At 64.7% G+C, this 16,124-nt stretch carries 15 protein-coding genes; 2 read left to right on the forward strand and 13 right to left on the reverse strand.

The features are described 5' to 3' along the window. Positions 1-2: 2 nt before the first annotated feature. A complete protein-coding gene (locus HNR05_RS06640; protein ID WP_179578304.1) occupies positions 3-1,037 on the reverse strand; it encodes a LysR family transcriptional regulator in 1,035 nt (344 codons plus the stop codon). Positions 1,038-1,118: 81 nt separating this feature from the next. Between HNR05_RS06640 and HNR05_RS06645 the strand changes: the two genes are divergently transcribed. Next, positions 1,119-2,198 carry an aminotransferase class V-fold PLP-dependent enzyme gene (locus tag HNR05_RS06645; RefSeq protein WP_179578305.1) on the forward strand — a complete coding sequence of 360 codons (1,080 nt, stop codon included), beginning with the start codon at positions 1,119-1,121 and terminating at the stop codon, positions 2,196-2,198. 21 nt (positions 2,199-2,219) lie between these two features. Here the strand turns inward: HNR05_RS06645 and HNR05_RS06650 are convergent, their stop codons facing one another. The 4 genes from HNR05_RS06650 to HNR05_RS06665 are packed head-to-tail and all read right to left on the reverse strand — an operon-like array spanning position 2,220 to position 6,860. Next, positions 2,220-2,984: a fumarylacetoacetate hydrolase family protein gene (locus tag HNR05_RS06650; RefSeq protein ID WP_179578306.1), complete on the reverse strand. Its 765-nt coding sequence runs from the start codon at positions 2,982-2,984 to the stop codon at positions 2,220-2,222. Positions 2,985-3,012: 28 nt separating this feature from the next. Continuing rightward, on the reverse strand, positions 3,013-4,125 hold the full coding sequence (locus HNR05_RS06655) for a branched-chain amino acid aminotransferase (RefSeq protein ID WP_179578307.1): 1,113 nt from the start codon (positions 4,123-4,125) through the stop codon (positions 3,013-3,015). 45 nt (positions 4,126-4,170) lie between these two features. Beyond that, positions 4,171-5,238 carry a 3-isopropylmalate dehydrogenase gene (locus HNR05_RS06660; RefSeq protein WP_179578308.1) on the reverse strand — a complete coding sequence of 356 codons (1,068 nt, stop codon included), beginning with the start codon at positions 5,236-5,238 and terminating at the stop codon, positions 4,171-4,173. A gap of 56 nt (positions 5,239-5,294) precedes the next feature. Beyond that, a complete protein-coding gene (locus tag HNR05_RS06665; protein ID WP_179578309.1) occupies positions 5,295-6,860 on the reverse strand; it encodes an MFS transporter in 1,566 nt (521 codons plus the stop codon). Between the two features lie 47 nt (positions 6,861-6,907). Here HNR05_RS06665 and HNR05_RS06670 point away from each other — a divergent pair, with 47 nt between their 5' ends. Beyond that, positions 6,908-7,495, forward strand: a complete 588-nt coding sequence (locus tag HNR05_RS06670) for a TetR/AcrR family transcriptional regulator (RefSeq protein WP_246318364.1) — start codon at positions 6,908-6,910, stop codon at positions 7,493-7,495. A gap of 77 nt (positions 7,496-7,572) precedes the next feature. On the opposite strand, the gene serA is transcribed toward HNR05_RS06670, so the two are convergent. From serA to HNR05_RS06710, 8 genes are all read right to left on the reverse strand, one after another. Further along, on the reverse strand, positions 7,573-9,165 hold the full coding sequence (serA, locus tag HNR05_RS06675) for a phosphoglycerate dehydrogenase (protein ID WP_179580644.1): 1,593 nt from the start codon (positions 9,163-9,165) through the stop codon (positions 7,573-7,575). A gap of 124 nt (positions 9,166-9,289) precedes the next feature. Beyond that, the gene (locus HNR05_RS06680) at positions 9,290-9,664 is read right to left on the reverse strand and encodes a hypothetical protein (RefSeq protein ID WP_179578310.1); all 375 of its coding nucleotides are present in this window, start codon (positions 9,662-9,664) and stop codon (positions 9,290-9,292) included. Beyond that, entirely contained in the window at positions 9,664-10,191 is a 528-nt protein-coding gene (locus tag HNR05_RS06685; protein WP_179578311.1) for a DNA polymerase III subunit gamma/tau, read from the reverse strand. The genes HNR05_RS06680 and HNR05_RS06685 overlap by 1 nt, the downstream gene beginning before the upstream one ends. Beyond that, positions 10,188-10,937, reverse strand: coding sequence for a copper homeostasis protein CutC (locus HNR05_RS06690; RefSeq protein WP_179578312.1), 750 nt, complete (start codon positions 10,935-10,937; stop codon positions 10,188-10,190). The genes HNR05_RS06685 and HNR05_RS06690 overlap by 4 nt, the downstream gene beginning before the upstream one ends. Positions 10,938-10,967: 30 nt before the next feature. Beyond that, a complete protein-coding gene (locus HNR05_RS06695; protein ID WP_218869054.1) occupies positions 10,968-12,488 on the reverse strand; it encodes a M81 family metallopeptidase in 1,521 nt (506 codons plus the stop codon). Between the two features lie 166 nt (positions 12,489-12,654). After that, positions 12,655-13,683: a ketol-acid reductoisomerase gene (ilvC, locus tag HNR05_RS06700; protein ID WP_179578314.1), complete on the reverse strand. Its 1,029-nt coding sequence runs from the start codon at positions 13,681-13,683 to the stop codon at positions 12,655-12,657. 77 nt (positions 13,684-13,760) lie between these two features. Next, positions 13,761-14,270 (reverse strand): acetolactate synthase small subunit, encoded by a 510-nt coding sequence (gene ilvN, locus HNR05_RS06705; protein ID WP_179578315.1) that lies wholly within the window; start codon positions 14,268-14,270, stop codon positions 13,761-13,763. Positions 14,271-14,273: 3 nt separating this feature from the next. Then, positions 14,274-16,013, reverse strand: coding sequence for an acetolactate synthase large subunit (locus HNR05_RS06710; RefSeq protein ID WP_425485101.1), 1,740 nt, complete (start codon positions 16,011-16,013; stop codon positions 14,274-14,276). Positions 16,014-16,124 lie beyond the last annotated feature (111 nt).

Genomic DNA, 16,124 nt, shown 5'->3' on the forward strand with positions numbered 1-16,124 from the left:
TTCTAGTTCAGAGTGCGCTCGGAGCGGGCTGTATGGCTGGTGTGTGGTTCTGCGCATGCCACGTCGGCACTTTCAGCCCGGGATGAAACGGTGGACTGTCCCGCCGCGCCCGTGAGCGCGACGAGTTGCCGCACCGCAACAGACAGTGCCGGCATCCGTTCGGCCCCCACCGCCGTCACGAGATGCACGGTGCGATGATCCCGCGCGGCGGTCGGACGAATGACCACCCGATCGTCGCCTCCCGATGATTCCAGTGCCATTGCGGGGAGCATGGCGACGCCGATTCCAGCGGCGACCAGCCCCAGTACCGCCTGCACGTTGTCTGTTTCGAAGGCGATCCGTGGACTGAAGCCGCTACGATCGCAGAGTTCGAGCAGGTGACCGCGGCACCGCGGGCAGCCGCCGATCCACGTCGAATCGGACAGATCCACGAGGTCGATCAAATCGCGTTCGGCCAGACGGTGTGCGGCCGGCAACACGAGCATCATCTCGTCACGGCACAGCTCGATCTGACTCAACCCGCTGGCACTGCCGGGAAACGGGTCGGAGTGGTCGCCCGGATAGCTAAACGTGAGGGCCACGTCGACTCTGTTTTCGCGCACCGCGGCAACGGCTTCGGGCGGCTCGGCCTCCAAATACGTGACCGTCACGTTCGGATGCCGCGCACTCAGCCGCGCCAGCAGCTGCGGCACGAGACTGGCTGAGGCAGAGGGAAATGCAGCGAGTCGGATGCGGCCCGCCCGCAGCCCCTGCAATTCAGCCAGTTCGGCGGCGGCGGTGTCGAGCGCAGTCGTGACCGTCAGCGCGTGCCGCGCGAGCACCTCGCCGGCCGCGCTCAGTCGCACCCCGCGCCCGACCCGCTCAACCACAGGCATCCCCAGGCGCTGCTCGAGCCGCTTCAGAAGCTGGCTGATGGCCGGCTGACTGTAGCCGAGCGCGACAGCAGCGGCCGTGATCGAGCCGAACTCCGCCACCGCACGCACCGCACGCAGCGCATGGGCATCGAGGTCGGAACCGGTCACGGGAGTAGGACTCATGTTCCAACCATAACGGGACCTTATGCTTTGCATCATCTACCGGCGGTTGTCGAATATATTGCCTCGGGGCAAGCTGTCACCATGCCAGCACCAGCCGACATCACGCCCGACACAGCCGTTCTCAGTCTCGCCGACGCCCAATCTCGGTACGGTGTGGCGCGCGGCTACCTCGCGGCGTGCACGATGGGGCTCCCCAGCCGCGATACCGTCGACGCTCTCACCCAGGACGCACAAGACTGGGCCGCCGGTCGGGCGAATCCCGGCCATTATGGCGCCGTTGTCGATGACGTGCGAAGCACGTACGCAGCCCTCGTCAACGTGCGCCCGGCGCAGGTCGCAATTGGCTCACAGGTCTCGGTGATGGCCAACCTTCTCGCCGCATCCGTGCCGGATGGCGCCGAAGTTCTCTGCGTCGACGGCGACTTCAGCTCGATGGTGTTCCCCTTTCTCGCTCAGGCCCACCGCGGCGTCACGGTGCGGCACGCTTCACTCGACACCCTGGCCGATCACATCGGCCCCCGCACCTGGCTCGTCGCATTTTCGCTCGTGCAGTCTGCGACGGGCGCTCTCGCCGACACGGATTCGATCGTCGCCGCCGCACGAGCGCACGGCGCGCGCACGTTCTGCGACACCACGCAAGCCACGGGCTGGCTTCCCGTGAACGCATCGCTCTTCGACGCAACGGCCTGCCACGCGTATAAATGGCTCTGTTCGCCACGCGGCGTCGCGTTCCTCACGGTGTCAGACGATTTTCTGCCCCGTCTCCGCCCCAGCCAGGTCGGCTGGTATGCCGGAGGCAACCCGTGGGCCTCGTGCTACGGCCCCGAAATGAACCTGGCAGCCGATGCCCGCCGCTTCGATGTCTCTCCGGCCTGGCCGGCCTGGGTTGGCGCCCGCCCGGCCCTCGAACTTTTCAGCCGCCTCGATATCGCTGCTGTGCGCGATCACGCCGTCGGGCTCGGCGACGCCCTCTGCGATGGCCTCGGCATCCCCCGCCAAGGGCAGGCGATTGTCACCTGGCCGGATGCCGCCGAAAACGACGTCTCTCGGCTCGCTCACGCGGGCATCACCGCCTCGGCCCGCGCCGGACGGGCTCGCGCCGCCTTCCATCTCTGGAATGACGCCACCGACGTCGCCGATGCGCTCAACGCCCTGGCTTAGCGCTCAGGGTGGCCCGTCGCGCTAGGCGCGTACGACAGGATTCCGGAGGACTCCGATGCCGCTGATCTCGACCTCGACCGTGTCACCATTCTCGATCGGGCCGACACCGGCCGGTGTTCCCGTCAGAATCACGTCGCCGGGAAGCAGCGTCCAGACGCTCGACGCGTACTCGACGATCGCCCCCACCTTATGCACCATGTCGGCCAGCACGCCCGACTGGCGCACCTCACCGTTCACACGCGTTTGAATGGTCTGTTCATCGACGTCGAGCTCCGTCTCGATAACCGGGCCAAGTGGGCAGAACGTGTCAAAACCCTTGGCCCTGGCCCACTGGCCGTCTGCGTGCTGCAGGTCACGAGCCGTCACGTCGTTGGCCACGGTGTAGCCGAAGATATACCGCTCGGCATTCTCGGCCGAGACGTTCTTCGCAATCCGCCCAATCACGATGGCCAACTCGCCCTCGTGCTCAATCTGGCTCGACTGCGGCGGAAGGACGATCGCGTCTCCAGGGCCGACGACGGCGGTGTTCGGCTTGAGGAACAGCAGCGGTGCGGCAGGTGCCTCGCCGCCCATTTCTGCCGCGTGGTCGTGATAGTTCTTGCCCACCGCCACGACCTTGGAACGGGGAATGACGGGGGCCAGCAGCGTGACACCGTGAAGCGGTACGCGATCCCCCGTCGGCTCGAACCCGGCAAACAGCGGGTCGCCCTTCAACACCACCAGATCTTCGTCGTCGATGATTCCGTAGGCGATGGCGTTCTGGTGGGCGAAGCGTGCGATTTTCATGGTGTTCCGTTCGGGGTTTGCCGGACGACTACGCGTCGAGGCGCGTCAGCCAGCCGTGGCGGTCTGGGCGACGTCCGTGCTGGATATCGGTGAGTTCTTCCCGCAGCGCCATCGTGATGGTGCCGGCCGGGGAATCGGCATCGCCGATCTCGAAATCCGCGGCCTTGAGCTGCGAAATTGGAGTGATAACGGCGGCCGTGCCACAGGCGAAGACCTCGGTGATGGCTCCGGATGCGACACCGTCGCGCCACTCGGCAATGCTCACGTCACGCTCGTCCACCGTCATCCCGCGGTCCTGTGCGAGCTGGATGATGCTGTCGCGAGTGACGCCCTCGAGGATTGTGCCGGTCAGGCGCGGGGTGACGAGGCGATCGGTGCCGTACACGAAGAAGACGTTCATCCCTCCGAGTTCGTCGACGTGGGTTCCGGTCTCACCGTCGAGGAAGAGAACCTGCGCGCATCCGTTTTCGGCTGCCTCCATCTGAGGCAGAAGGGACGCTGCGTAGTTGCCGCCGCACTTCGCCGCTCCCGTTCCACCGCGACCGGCACGCGAGTATTCCGACGAGAGCCAGATCTTCACCGGTGCGACGCCGTTGGAAAAGTAGGCGCCGGCCGGACTCGCGATGACGTGAAAGGCCACAGTCTGAGCCGCGCGCACGCCCAGGAAGTTCTCGTTGGCGATCATGAACGGGCGCAGATAGAGGCTTGCCTCTGCTGCGGTCGGCACCCAGCTCGAGTCGATCCGCACGAGCTGCGTGACCGACTCGATGAAGTCAGCGACAGACAACTCGGGCAGCGCCAAGCGGCGGGCTGAACGCTGCAGGCGCTCGGCGTTCTTCTCGGGGCGGAACGTCCAGATGGAGCCGTCGGCATGACGGTATGCCTTCAGCCCCTCGAAGATCTCCTGGGCGTAGTGCAGCACGGCCGAGGCCGGGTCAATCTGAAGCGGGCCGTAGGGAACGACACGAGCGTCGTGCCAGCCTGCCTCGACCGTCCAGTCGATTGTGACCATGTGGTCGGTGAAGTGCTTACCGAAGCCGGGGTCGGCCAAGACGGCCTCACGCTCAGCGTCGGCGCGAGCCGCCTGAGACGGAGTGAGGGCGAAGCTCAGCGGGAACGTGGTGGCGGATGCGTCGGTCATAGAAGATCCTTTGTCTTTGCAGTGCGCTCGGTCAGGCGCTGTTTATTAGTTACTCAGTCGGGCGACGATCGCGTCGCCAACGGCACTCGTCGTGCGTGATGCCGGGGCATCGGTACCCCGCCGGGCGGCGATATCGGCGGTCACCGCTGCACTCACGCGGGCAGCGGCATCCGCGAGGCCGAGATGGTCGAGCAGGAGGGCGACAGAAAGAATTGCCGCGGTCGGGTCGGCCACCTGCATGCCCGCAATATCGGGCGCCGAACCGTGGACCGGTTCGAACATGCTGGGGAAGTGGCCATCGGGGTTGATATTCCCGGATGCCGCCAGGCCGATGCCGCCGCTGATTGCGGCTGCAAGATCGGTCAGAATGTCGCCAAAGAGGTTGTCCGTGACGATGACATCAAATCTACTCGGGTTGGTGACAAGAAAAATCGTCGCGGCGTCGACGTGCAGGTAGTCGACCGCCACGTCGGGGTATTCGGCCGCCACGGCGTTCGTGGTGCGCTGCCACAGGCTGCCCGAGAAAACGAGAACGTTGGTCTTGTGCACGAGGGTCAGCTTCTTGCGCGAGCGCGCACGCGCCGCCTCGAAGGCGTAGCGCACAACGCGCTCGACGCCATAGGCCGTGTTGACCGAGACCTCGTTCGCGATCTCATGCGGAGTTCCCTGCCGAATGACCCCACCGTTACCCACGTACGGGCCTTCTGTGCCTTCGCGCACGACGAGGAAGTCGACGTCGCCGGGCTCTGCGAGCGGGCTGGCGACACCGGGGAACAGCACACTCGGGCGCAGGTTCACGTAGTGGTCGAGGCTGAAGCGGAGTTTCAGCAGCAGCCCACGCTCGATGTTGGCGTTCGCCAAACGCGGATCGCCCGGTACTCCCCCGACCGCGCCCAGCAGGATGGCGTCGTGGGAGGAGATCGCCGCAAGGTCAGCGTCGGTGAGCACATCGCCGGTCTCGAGGAACCGAGCCGCCCCCAGCGAGAAGTGCGTCTTGTCGATCTGCACGTCGGATCCGGCGGTCACGGCGTCGAGCACCTTGACGGCCTCGGCGACGACTTCCGGCCCGATGCCGTCGCCGGGAATGAGTGCAAGCTTGATCTGACGTGACATAGCGCTCCGTGTGTCGTATGGGTGTGGTCAATAAACCCTACTGCGACCTGACGGGGCTAGTGGGCCTTTCGGAGTGTGGTGACGGCCACGACCGCGGCGGCGAGCACCAGCCCGGCCCCGATCCACGCCGTCGGCCCGATTCCACTTGCGAAGGCGTGCTGCGCCGACACCAGAAGTTCGGAGGCGATTTCCGTCGGCAACTGCTCGGCGACGGCAACAGCGCCCCCCAACGTTTCGTGGGCGGCTTCCTGCTGGGCGGCGCTCAGGCCGTCCGGCAGCACAACCGCGTTGCGGTAGGCAGCCGTCAGAATCGTGCCGAGGATAGCTGTGCCGAGCACCGCGCCCAATTCATACGCTGTCTCGCTCACCGCCGAAGCCGCTCCCATTTTCTCGGCCGGCGCATTCGCGATGACCAACTCGTTCGAGACCGTCTCGGCGGCACCGATACCAACGCCCAGGGCGACAAACACAACGCCGATACCAACCGCCGTGATGCCGTCGCCGATCAGCGCCACTGCGGCGTAACCGGATGCCGAAATGAGCAAACCGATCGGAATCAGAATGGCCGGACGCACTCGCCGGGCGATGGGCACGACCACGAGGCCGGATGCGATCATGACAATCAGGCCCGGCACCAGCACGAGACCGGCAGTAAGCGGTGACAGTCCCAGGACGAGCTGCAGGTACTGCGAGACGAAGAACAGTCCGCCGACGAGAGCGACAACGCTCAGCAGGTTCACCCCGATCGCGCCACTGAACGCTCCTCGATGAAACAGCCGGAGGTCCAGCATGGGATGGCTGAGGCGGGACTGACGGCGCACGAAAAGAACGCCCGCGCCGAGTCCGATCAGCACCGACACGACAGGAACAACCTCCAACCCGCGTTCGGCGAACGTCTTGATCCCAAAGACCACCGGCGCCATGGCCGCGAGCGAGAGCAGGATGCTGATCACGTCGATGCGCCCCGGGTCGGGGTCGCGGGATTCGGGCACCAGCATCGGTACGAAAATGAACAGTGGCACGAGGAATGGCACGGCGAGCAGGAAGACGGAACCCCAGGCGTAGTGCTCGAGCAGGAATCCCCCGATGACGGGACCAAATGCCGATCCGGCGGCGAACCCGCTCGCCCAGATCGCGATCGCGAGCCGCCGCTGGTCGCGATTCGTGAAGATCGAACGCAGCAGTGACATGGTCGACGGCATCAGCATCGCGCCGAAGAATCCGAGCGTTCCGCGGGCAATGATCAGTAATTCGATGCTCGTCGAAAATGACGCCAGCACCGAGACGACACCGAAACCGGCCGAGCCGACCAGAAGAAGCGTGCGGCGACCAACGCGGTCCCCCAGGCTCCCCATCGACACGAGCAGGGCCGCGAGCACGAGTGGGTAAATGTCGATCATCCAGAGCAGCTCGGTGCCGCTCGGCTTCAGCGCTTCAGAAATGGCCGGAAGCGCCAAATTCAAGACCGTGTTGTCGATCGAAATCAACAGCACCGGCAGCATCAGGACGGCCAGCGCCCACCAGCCGCGACGGCCCGCACGGGGTCCGTCGGCGTCGACTGATGTGGGCGCGAGTGTGGGATGGGAGCCGGTGTGGGAGGACACGGAAAGCAACTTTCTCATTCGAGGATGTTCGTCCACTATACCGTCCAGCCGGTACAGTGATTCCCATGGCTCACCACACTGCTCGCTACGCTGAGGGAATGGCACCACCCACTCCGACTCGCGATCGACTCCTTGACTCGTTTGAGGATCTTCTGATCGAGCATGGAGAGCGTGCAGCAACCCTCGACGGCGTCGCGGCCTCCGCCGGGGTGTCGAAGGGCGGCCTGCTCTATCATTTCGGCTCGAAGGCCGCATTGATCGAAGGCCTCCTGGCTCGGCTCGGCGTGCTTGTCGCCGCCGACATCCTCGACATCCGCTCGGCACCCGCGGGCGCGGTGGACTTCTTGATTCGCACCTCGGCGAGCACCGGAACTCCGCTCGACCGCACATTCGTCGCGGTCACCCGATTGGCCCAGGGCTCGCATCCGCAAGCGAGTGAGATGTTGGCCGGCTTTCGGCGGCAATGGGTCGAGGTGATCGAAGAGGCCGTGGGTGACCGTGACGTCGCACAGTTGGTCGCTCTGATCAGTGACGGTCTCTACTACGAGTCGACCGTGTCCGACGGAATCGTCAGTTCCGGCTACGACGTCTCGGAGGCCGGGCTCGACCGGCTGCTGAACGTCATTGCGCGGGTTATTCCACCGCGCGCCTGAACGCCCGCGCTCGACGCCCGACCACAGCGAAAAAGAGGGCGAGCCGCAACGGCTCGCCCTCTTTTTCCGCTGAGAAATTACTCGGTGAGGTCGATCTCCACCATCAGGTCGGCGCTGATTGCGTCGCGCACCGAGGAGAGCAGGCCTGCCGGAACCGGCGAGTCGACGGTCAGGACGCTGAGCGCCTTTCCCCCCGCCACGTGGCGTGCGATCTGCATGCCGGCAATGTTGATCTCGGCCTCGCCAAACTCGCGGCCGTAGACGGCGACGATGCCCGGACGGTCGGTGTACAGCATGACGATGAGGTTCTTTGCGAACGGAACCTCGACCTCGTAGCCGTTGATCTCGACGATCTTTTCGATCTGCTTGGTGCCGGTGAGGGTTCCGGAGACCGAGACCTGCGACCCATCGGCCAGCGCACCGCGCAAGGTGATCACGTTGCGGTATTCCGGCGAATCGGCGTCCGTGATCATCCGGGTTGCGATTCCGCGCTGCTCGGCAAGCAGCGGCGCGTTCACGTACGAGACGGATTCGCTGACAACGTTCGTGAAAATGCCCTTGAGTGCGGCCAGCTTGAGAACGCTGACGTCATAGGCGACGAGCTCGCCGCGCACCTCGATGTCTACGCTCGTGAGGGGGCTGTGTGAGGCGAGGCCGGAGAAGACCTGACCGAGCTTCTCGACCATCGGAATTCCGGGGCGGACGTAGGGGTCAATCACTCCACCGGCCACGTTGACGGCATCCGGAACCAGCTCGCCCGCGAGCGCAAGGCGCACGGACTTCGCAACAGAGACGCCGGCCTTCTCCTGCGCCTCGTCGGTCGAAGCGCCGAGGTGCGGGGTGGTGATGATGTTCGGCAGGCCGAGCAACGGCGAGTTGGTCGGCGGTTCGCTGACGAACACGTCGAGCCCGGCACCGGCAATCGTGCCGGCGACCAGTGCCTCATACAGTGCAGCCTCGTCGATCAGCCCACCGCGTGCGACGTTGACAACGAAGGCCGTCGGCTTCATGCGCTTCAGCTGTTCGGCGCCGATCATGCCCGTGGTCTCGGGGGTCTTCGGCATGTGGATCGAGATGAAGTCCGACTGCTCAAGCAACTCATCGAGGCTGACCGGGCGCACACCGAGCTGCTGCGCGCGAGCCGAGGTGATGTACGGGTCGTAGGCGATGACGTTGACGCCGAAGGCCTGAAGTCGGGTCGTAATCAAGGCCCCGATCCGGCCGAGACCGATGATGCCGACGGTCTTTTCATACAGTTCGATGCCGGTGTACTTCGAGCGCTTCCACTGGCCTTCGGCCAGGGCGCCGTGGGCAGCCGGGATGTGGCGGGCCAGGCTCAGAATATGGCCGACGGTGAGCTCTGCCGCCGAGATGATGTTCGACGTCGGCGCGTTGACAACCATGACGCCGGCCGCCGTGGCCGCCTTGATGTCGACGTTGTCGAGACCGACACCCGCACGCGCGATGACCTTCAACAGTGGCGCGGCGGCGATCGCTTCGGCATCCATCTTCGTGGCAGACCGCACCAGAACAGCGGATGCCGTGGCCAGCTCGGCCAGAAGGGAAGCGCGATCCGTGCCATCAACATTTCGGATCTCGCAGGAGGGGCCCAGCGCATCGACCGTAGCGGGCGAAAGCTCCTCTGCGATCAGTACAACCGGCTTCGACAGGGCGGCATTTGACACGGAAATAGATCCTTCGATTGCATGATTCGACAATGGATGCGTGCGCCGCGACCGTGGGGCGCCAGATATTAAGCGATTCTACTGGCTGTCGTGGGCGCTGAAATCACACCTAAACGAGCAAGCGCCCCAAACCGAACGTCACCATGATGTCGAGCGTGAGCACCGCCACCAGGGCCAGACCCACGAAGAGGAGCACGGCCTGCGCCAGCGCCCCGCGTTGACGGCCCAGCAGGTACGCCAGCGCGAAGACCACGACCGGCAACACAATGGCACCGATCAAGACACTCCAGCCCCAGCCGCTCAGCGCGGTGTCAAGACTCAGCGCCGCGTTGTTGAGCCCGACGAGGTTTCCGATGGCCTCCCACATGTCGTAGACGTAGAAGATCCCGAAGACGATCGCGATCACGAGGCTCAGCCAGCGCGGCGTGGTGCGCTGTGCTGCACCCGCGGTCACGGCATCCGTGTTGGCATTCAGTTCGGTCATCAGAGCGCTCCCACCCCAGTGATAAACGGAATCGGCACCAGCAGAACGACGCCGATCACCAGCCAGAGGATGCGCACGCGTCGGCGATCGATCGTCAACCAGAATGTTGCGCCGAACCAGAGGGGTGCTGCCGCAACGGCCAGCCAGGTCCCGAGCGTGAACATGAATTCGCCCACTGGGTCGGCGAGTGGGTTGCGAATGCGCGAGACACCGACGAACCAGCCGATCGTATACAGAAGGTAAATACCGCCGAGCACTCCCAGTCCCACGAGGGCGATCGAACTGCCGATCTGCGAGCCTGCTCTGGCGTCAGAATCCTCGGCCGCAACCTGAGGGCGCTCAGCGCTCTGAGCGGCCACAGGCTGAGTGTGAGTGGTCTGGGCGGTCTGGGCGGTCTGGGCGGTCGCCGGGCCCACGACAGTCCAGCCTTCCGGCAACTCTGCGGAATCGCTCGGTCCGGGGGCCAGCGTCGGGTCGTCGTCACCGGCCCAACTCAGCGCGTCCTCGGGTTCATCCTTTGGGGTCATGGCTCCAGGGTACTGCGCGCCGCCGCCACCGCTGCTGCCGCCACGTCGGCATCCGTCACGTCGAAGAACGCCAACCCACCGCCGGGACCGGTCGGACCAGCAGTACTCACCGCTCGCTTAGCCGAGAGGTGCACGGCGTCAACGCCAGCCGCGCGCAGCGCAACGATACTCTCCACGCTCACACCGCCGCCCGCCATGATCTGCAGACGCCCCGCGGAACGCGTGGCCAAAGCCGCGAGAACATCGCGGCCGTCGAGACTCCGCTCATACCCGCCGGACGTCAGTACCCGATCGACCCCCAGCTCGATCAACGCGTCGAGCGCAGCCATCGGGTCTCCCCCGGCATCGATCGCGCGGTGGAACGTGACAGTGATCCCCTCCGCCGCATCGATGAAGGCTCGGGTGGCTGCGACATCCACCCGATTGTCAGCCGTGAGTGCGCCGACGACGACACCGCCGACACCGGCGTGCCGTGCGGCACGGATGTCACGCACCGTCGTGTCGATTTCGGCGGACGAGTAGACGAATCCGCCCGGCCTCGGGCGCACCAGCACCTGTACGAATCCGGGTTTGCCCGCTGCAGCGGCGGTCTCGACGGTCGACTCGATGATGCCGATCGACGGGGTCAGGCCGCCGACACCGAGGGCGCTGCACAACTCGACCCGGTCGGCTCCCACCGCGAGGGCAACGCCGAGACCGTCGACATCCTGAATTGCAATTTCAACGTCTGGAATTCGAGTGGGCATTATTCTCCTGAAAATCACGTCGTTCGGTTGTTAGGATACGCGGCGCGTGACGATGGCTTCGAGCTCCGGATCGTCACCCGCATCAGCGAACGGGAAGACGCCGGGCGCGAGGTGACTGTGGCCCAGCCGGAGCAGATCCTGATCGACGCCGCCGGGCGTCAGCGCGAGCTTCCACCCCACCGCCAGCTCGAAGAGTTCTGGCTCCAGATACCCAATTTTCACCACAACGATGTCGGTGGAGTGCGGATCAAGACCCAACGCCGTGAAATCTGCAATGTAGTGGAAAGGTTTGCGCCGCGACGTGATAATCGCGTGGACGCCACCGGACTGAATGACAACCTGGGTGCCGGCGATCGGATCGCCTTCGGTAATCGAGAACACGGTGCCGGACAGCGCGACGGGACCACGTGGGCCCGGGTCGACACGACCGCCGACCTGCAGATCGACGTGCGCACCGACACCGGCCGCGACGGCCTGCTCGACGGCAGCGCTGTCGAAGATCGACGCGTGGATGACGCTGACTGCGCCGTCCTGGAACTCGGGGCGGGCGAGTAGCTCACCGAGAGTCCACGAGACGTCTCCGGCACCACCCGCCGTCGGGTTGTCACCCGAGTCCGAGATCACGAATGGGCGCTGGTCAGGGGCCGCCAGCGCCGCATCGATCGACTCCGTCAAGGGCAGAGCATCGGCGACGAATTCGAAATCGGCACGGGAATCCCAGTAGAGTCGTCCGAGGCGTGACGCCTCGGACTGAATGAGGGCCTGGTCGTAGCCGGTGACCACCACTGCGGCCTGACAACGAGGTTCGTCAGCCCAGGCATAGCCGACCCAGACCGCTGCGTCGAGCACACCCTCGAGGGCTTCGATCAGAGGAACCTGCGCATAGATGCTGGCCGCGGGTTCGATGCGGGTGCTGGTCTTCTCACCCGGCAGAAGCACGGGAACCTGCACCCAGGCCTTGAACGGGCGTCTGGCCGCGGGATCGGTGCCGACCGAGGAACGAAGCTGGCCCAGCAGGTTGAAGACAGCACGTTCTTTGGTGTTCCACTCGTCTTCGTGCGGTGCCATGCGGTATGCGGTGATGAGGTCGACCTCGTCGAGCAGTTCCCGGGACACATTGCCGTGCAAATCCATCGCGGCGGAGATCAGCACATCGGGGCCGAGGGCGGCGCGAACGGCGCGCGCCAGGTCTGCTTCAGCGTCGACCAGCCCCACGACGCTCATGGCCCCGTGGATGTCAAAGAAGAATCCGTCGAACGGACCGTTCGCTGCGATGCCGTCGAGAATCTGCTGCTTCATGCTGTCGTAGGTCTCGCGGGCAACGGCGCCTCCGGGGAGAGCGCGGCCTTGCATGAGCGGGAGCCACTCGGCCGCGTCGCGCAACTCACTACCTGGAGCGAGGAACGGATAGTAGGCGAGCAAAACGTCGCCCTCACGCACCGTGAAGGCGTCGTCGGCGCTGATATGCGGGGAGAAGGTGCTTGACTCGATCGCAATTCCGCCGATGCCGATACGCGGGCGGGAAAGCCCTCCCTCGTCGACCGCGTCCAGCGGTCCACACCAAATTTCGGATGCATCGGTCGTCGTCACTGCTGGTATCCCTTCACACGTTCGCACGCACTGACGTGCGGCCTGACTAGCCTACGGTGCCGCACACGTGAGAAAGCCCGTCTCGACAATGTCGAGACGGGCTTTCTGAACTCAGCGAGCCGAGAGACTAGCGGGCGGCTTCGCCATCCACATAGTCGTCGTCGTTCGACGCGTTCCAGGCGAACAGCTTGCGCAGCTCACGGCCGGTGGCCTCGATCGGGTGCTCTTCGCCCTTCTTGCGCAGCGCGAGGAACTCCGGAGCTCCGGCGTCCTGGTCCGTGATGAAGCGGTCTGCGAATGCACCGTTCTGGATGTCGGCGAGAACGGCCTTCATGTTTTCCTTGACACTCGGGTCGATGACGCGCGGGCCGGAGACGTAGTCGCCGTACTCAGCGGTGTCGGAGACACTCCAACGTTGCTTGGCGATGCCACCCTCCCACATCAGGTCGACGATGAGCTTGAGCTCGTGCAGCACCTCGAAGTAGGCGACCTGCGGCTGGTAACCGGCCTCGGTCAGCACCTCGAAGCCGTACTGGATGAGCTGCGACGCGCCACCACAGAGCACAGCCTGCTCACCGAACAGGTCGGTCTCGGTCTCTTCGGTGAAGGTGGTCTTGATGCCGCCGGCACGCAGGCCACCGATCGCCTTGGCGTAGCTCAGGGTCAGCGGCCAGGCGTTGCCGGTCGCATCCTTCTCGACGGCAACGATGACGGGAACGCCGCGGCCAGCTTCGTACTCGCGGCGCACGGTGTGACCCGGGCCCTTCGGAGCGACCATGACGACATCGACGCCCTCGGGAGCCTCGATGTAGCCGAAGCGGATGTTGAATCCGTGGCCGAAGACGAGGGTCTTGCCGTCAGCCAGGTTCGGCTTGACGTCGTCAGCGTACAGGTGACGCTGCACCTGGTCGGGTGCGAGGATGACGATGACGTCAGCCCAGGCGGATGCCTCGGCGGCGGTCAGCACGGTGAAACCGGCTTCCTGCGCCTTGGGCGTCGACTTCGAGCCCTCCTTGAGGCCGACAACGACCTCGACACCGGAGTCGCGCAGGTTCTGCGCGTGGGCGTGGCCCTGCGAGCCGTAACCGATAACGGCGACCTTCTTGCCCTGGATGATCGACAGGTCTGCGTCTTTGTCGTAGAAAATCTCTGACACGGGTATTTCTCCTTGATTATCGTTGGTCGAGCTTGTCGAGACCCGGATCTCGACACGTGCGATCACCGGGGGTTGGTCTAGTTCTTGAACACGCGTTCTGTGATCGACTTCGAACCGCGGCCGATCGCAAGCAAGCCGGACTGCGCCAGCTCTTTGATTCCGTAGGGTTCAAGCACCCGAAGCAGCGCCTGAGTCTTGCCGGAGTCTCCGGTGACCTCGATGACGACGGCATCCGTCGCCACGTCGACGACACGCGCACGGAACAGCGTGACGGCCTCGAGCACCTGGGAACGCGTCGAGTTGTCGACCCGCACTTTGATGAGAAGGTGTTCGCGCAACACTGACTGTGCAGGGTCTAACTCGACGATCTTGATGACGTTGATCAGCTTGTTGAGCTGCTTGGTCACCTGCTCGAGCGGCTGGTCTTCGACATCAACGACGATCGTGATGCGCGAGAGCCCTTCGATCTCGCTGTGACCGACAGCGAGGCTTTCAATATTGAAGCCGCGACGGGCGAACAGGCCGGCCACGCGGGTCAGCAGACCGGGTTTGTCCTCCACGAGGAGGCTCAGAACGTGGGTGCTCATGGCTTACTCCTCTTCCCAGGTCGGGGCTAGATTTTTGGCATATTGAACCTGGCTGTTACTGACGCCCTGCGGCACCATCGGCCAGACCATGGCGTCACGGCTGACCACGAAGTCGATCACGACCGGGCGGTCGTTGGTGGCCAGTGCCAGCTTGATCGCGTCGTCGACCTGGTCGGCACGCGTGACACGGATGCCGAGGGCACCGTACGCGTCGGCCATCTTCAGGAAGTCAGGCACCATTTGGGTGTCGTGACCGGTGTTGAGATCGGTGAACGAGTGCCGTCCGTCATAGAACAGGGTCTGCCACTGGCGAACCATGCCGAGCGACGAGTTGTTGATGATCGCGACCTTGATCGGAATGTTGTTGATGGTGCAGGTGGCCAACTCCTGGTTGGTCATCTGGAAGCATCCGTCGCCGTCAATCGACCAGACCACTCGGTCAGGTTGGGCAACCTTCGCGCCCATCGCGGCGGGAACCGAGTACCCCATGGTTCCGGCGCCACCGGAGTTCAGCCAGGCGTTCGGGCGCTCGTACTTGATGAACTGCGCCGCCCACATCTGGTGCTGGCCCACACCGGCGGCATAGATGCCCTCCGGCCCGGTCAGCTCGCCGATGCGCTTGATGACGTACTGGGGGGCCAGCAGACCGTCGGCGGGCTCCGTATAACCGAGCGGGAACTTCTCGCGCAGACCGTTCAGGTAGCTCCACCACGCCGCGGTGTCCAGCTCAGAATCGCCCTTCGCCTCGGCAAAGGCAACGGTGAGGTCGGCGATGACATCCTTGGCATCGCCAACGATAGGCACGTCTGCCGTGCGGATCTTCGAGATCTCGGCCGGGTCGACATCGACGTGAACAATCTGAGCGCCCGGTGCGAACTCGCTCGTCTTCCCGGTTACCCGGTCGTCGAACCGAGCGCCGAGCGCAATGATCAAATCTGATTCTTGCAGCGCGAGCACTGCGGGAACAGTGCCGTGCATTCCCGGCATGCCGAGGTGCTGTTGGTGCGAGTCGGGGAATGCCCCGCGCGCCATCAGCGTGGTCACGACGGGAGCACCCGTCGCTTCGGCCAGGGCCAACAGCTCGCTCGAAGCCTGGGCGCGGATGACGCCACCGCCGACATAGAGCACGGGCTTCGTGGCTTTGACCAGCAGCTGGGCCGCGGCCTGAACCTGCTTACCGTGCGCCTTGGTGATCGGGCGGTAGCCGGGCAGGTCGACCTTGGGCGGCCACGAAAACGCGGTCATGCCCTGCTGAGCGTCCTTCGTGATGTCAACAAGAACGGGGCCGGGGCGACCCGTCGACGCAATGTGATAGGCCGCGGCGACAGCGGCGGAGATGTCTTCAGCCCGACGCACGAGGAACGAGTGCTTCGTGATCGGCATCGTGATTCCCACGATGTCGGCCTCCTGAAAAGCGTCGCTCCCCATCAGGGTTGAGAACACCTGGCCCGTGATCGCCAAAAGCGGAACGGAGTCCATGTAGGCGTCGGCGATCGCGGTGACCAGGTTGGTGGCACCGGGACCCGATGTCGCGATGCAGACACCGACGTGATTGCTCGCCGAGGCGTACCCCTCGGCAGCGTGGCCCGCACCTTGCTCGTGCCGCACGAGGATGTGACGGATCGCATCCTGGGCCATGAGGGCATCGTAGAACGGGATGACGGCACCGCCCGGGATGCCGAAGACATCGGTGACGCCCAGTTTCTCGAGTGTGCGCAGAATTGCATCAGACCCGGTGATCATCACCGGTTCGGTTGCGCCGTCGCCGCGCTGGCTGCTCGCGGACTGAGCGGAGGTGGATGGAGATGGCACGGGCATAGATTCCGTGGTCATGAGAGGTGAGTTCCCAACTTC

Origin of the sequence: Leifsonia psychrotolerans, assembly GCF_013410665.1 — a bacterium.
GTDB classification, from domain to species: Bacteria; Actinomycetota; Actinomycetes; order Actinomycetales; family Microbacteriaceae; genus Cryobacterium; species Cryobacterium psychrotolerans_A.

Coding starts and splice junctions, on each gene's coding strand:
- HNR05_RS06640 (WP_179578304.1), bottom strand. CDS start 1,037: ATGAGTCCTACTCCCGTGACCGGTTCCGACCTCGATGCCCATGCGCTG.
- HNR05_RS06645 (WP_179578305.1), top strand. CDS start 1,119: ATGCCAGCACCAGCCGACATCACGCCCGACACAGCCGTTCTCAGTCTC.
- HNR05_RS06650 (WP_179578306.1), bottom strand. CDS start 2,984: ATGAAAATCGCACGCTTCGCCCACCAGAACGCCATCGCCTACGGAATC.
- HNR05_RS06655 (WP_179578307.1), bottom strand. CDS start 4,125: ATGACCGACGCATCCGCCACCACGTTCCCGCTGAGCTTCGCCCTCACT.
- HNR05_RS06660 (WP_179578308.1), bottom strand. CDS start 5,238: ATGTCACGTCAGATCAAGCTTGCACTCATTCCCGGCGACGGCATCGGG.
- HNR05_RS06665 (WP_179578309.1), bottom strand. CDS start 6,860: ATGAGAAAGTTGCTTTCCGTGTCCTCCCACACCGGCTCCCATCCCACA.
- HNR05_RS06670 (WP_246318364.1), top strand. CDS start 6,908: ATGGCTCACCACACTGCTCGCTACGCTGAGGGAATGGCACCACCCACT.
- HNR05_RS06680 (WP_179578310.1), bottom strand. CDS start 9,664: ATGACCGAACTGAATGCCAACACGGATGCCGTGACCGCGGGTGCAGCA.
- HNR05_RS06685 (WP_179578311.1), bottom strand. CDS start 10,191: ATGACCCCAAAGGATGAACCCGAGGACGCGCTGAGTTGGGCCGGTGAC.
- HNR05_RS06690 (WP_179578312.1), bottom strand. CDS start 10,937: ATGCCCACTCGAATTCCAGACGTTGAAATTGCAATTCAGGATGTCGAC.
- ilvN (WP_179578315.1), bottom strand. CDS start 14,270: ATGAGCACCCACGTTCTGAGCCTCCTCGTGGAGGACAAACCCGGTCTG.
- HNR05_RS06710 (WP_425485101.1), bottom strand. CDS start 16,013: ATGATCACCGGGTCTGATGCAATTCTGCGCACACTCGAGAAACTGGGC.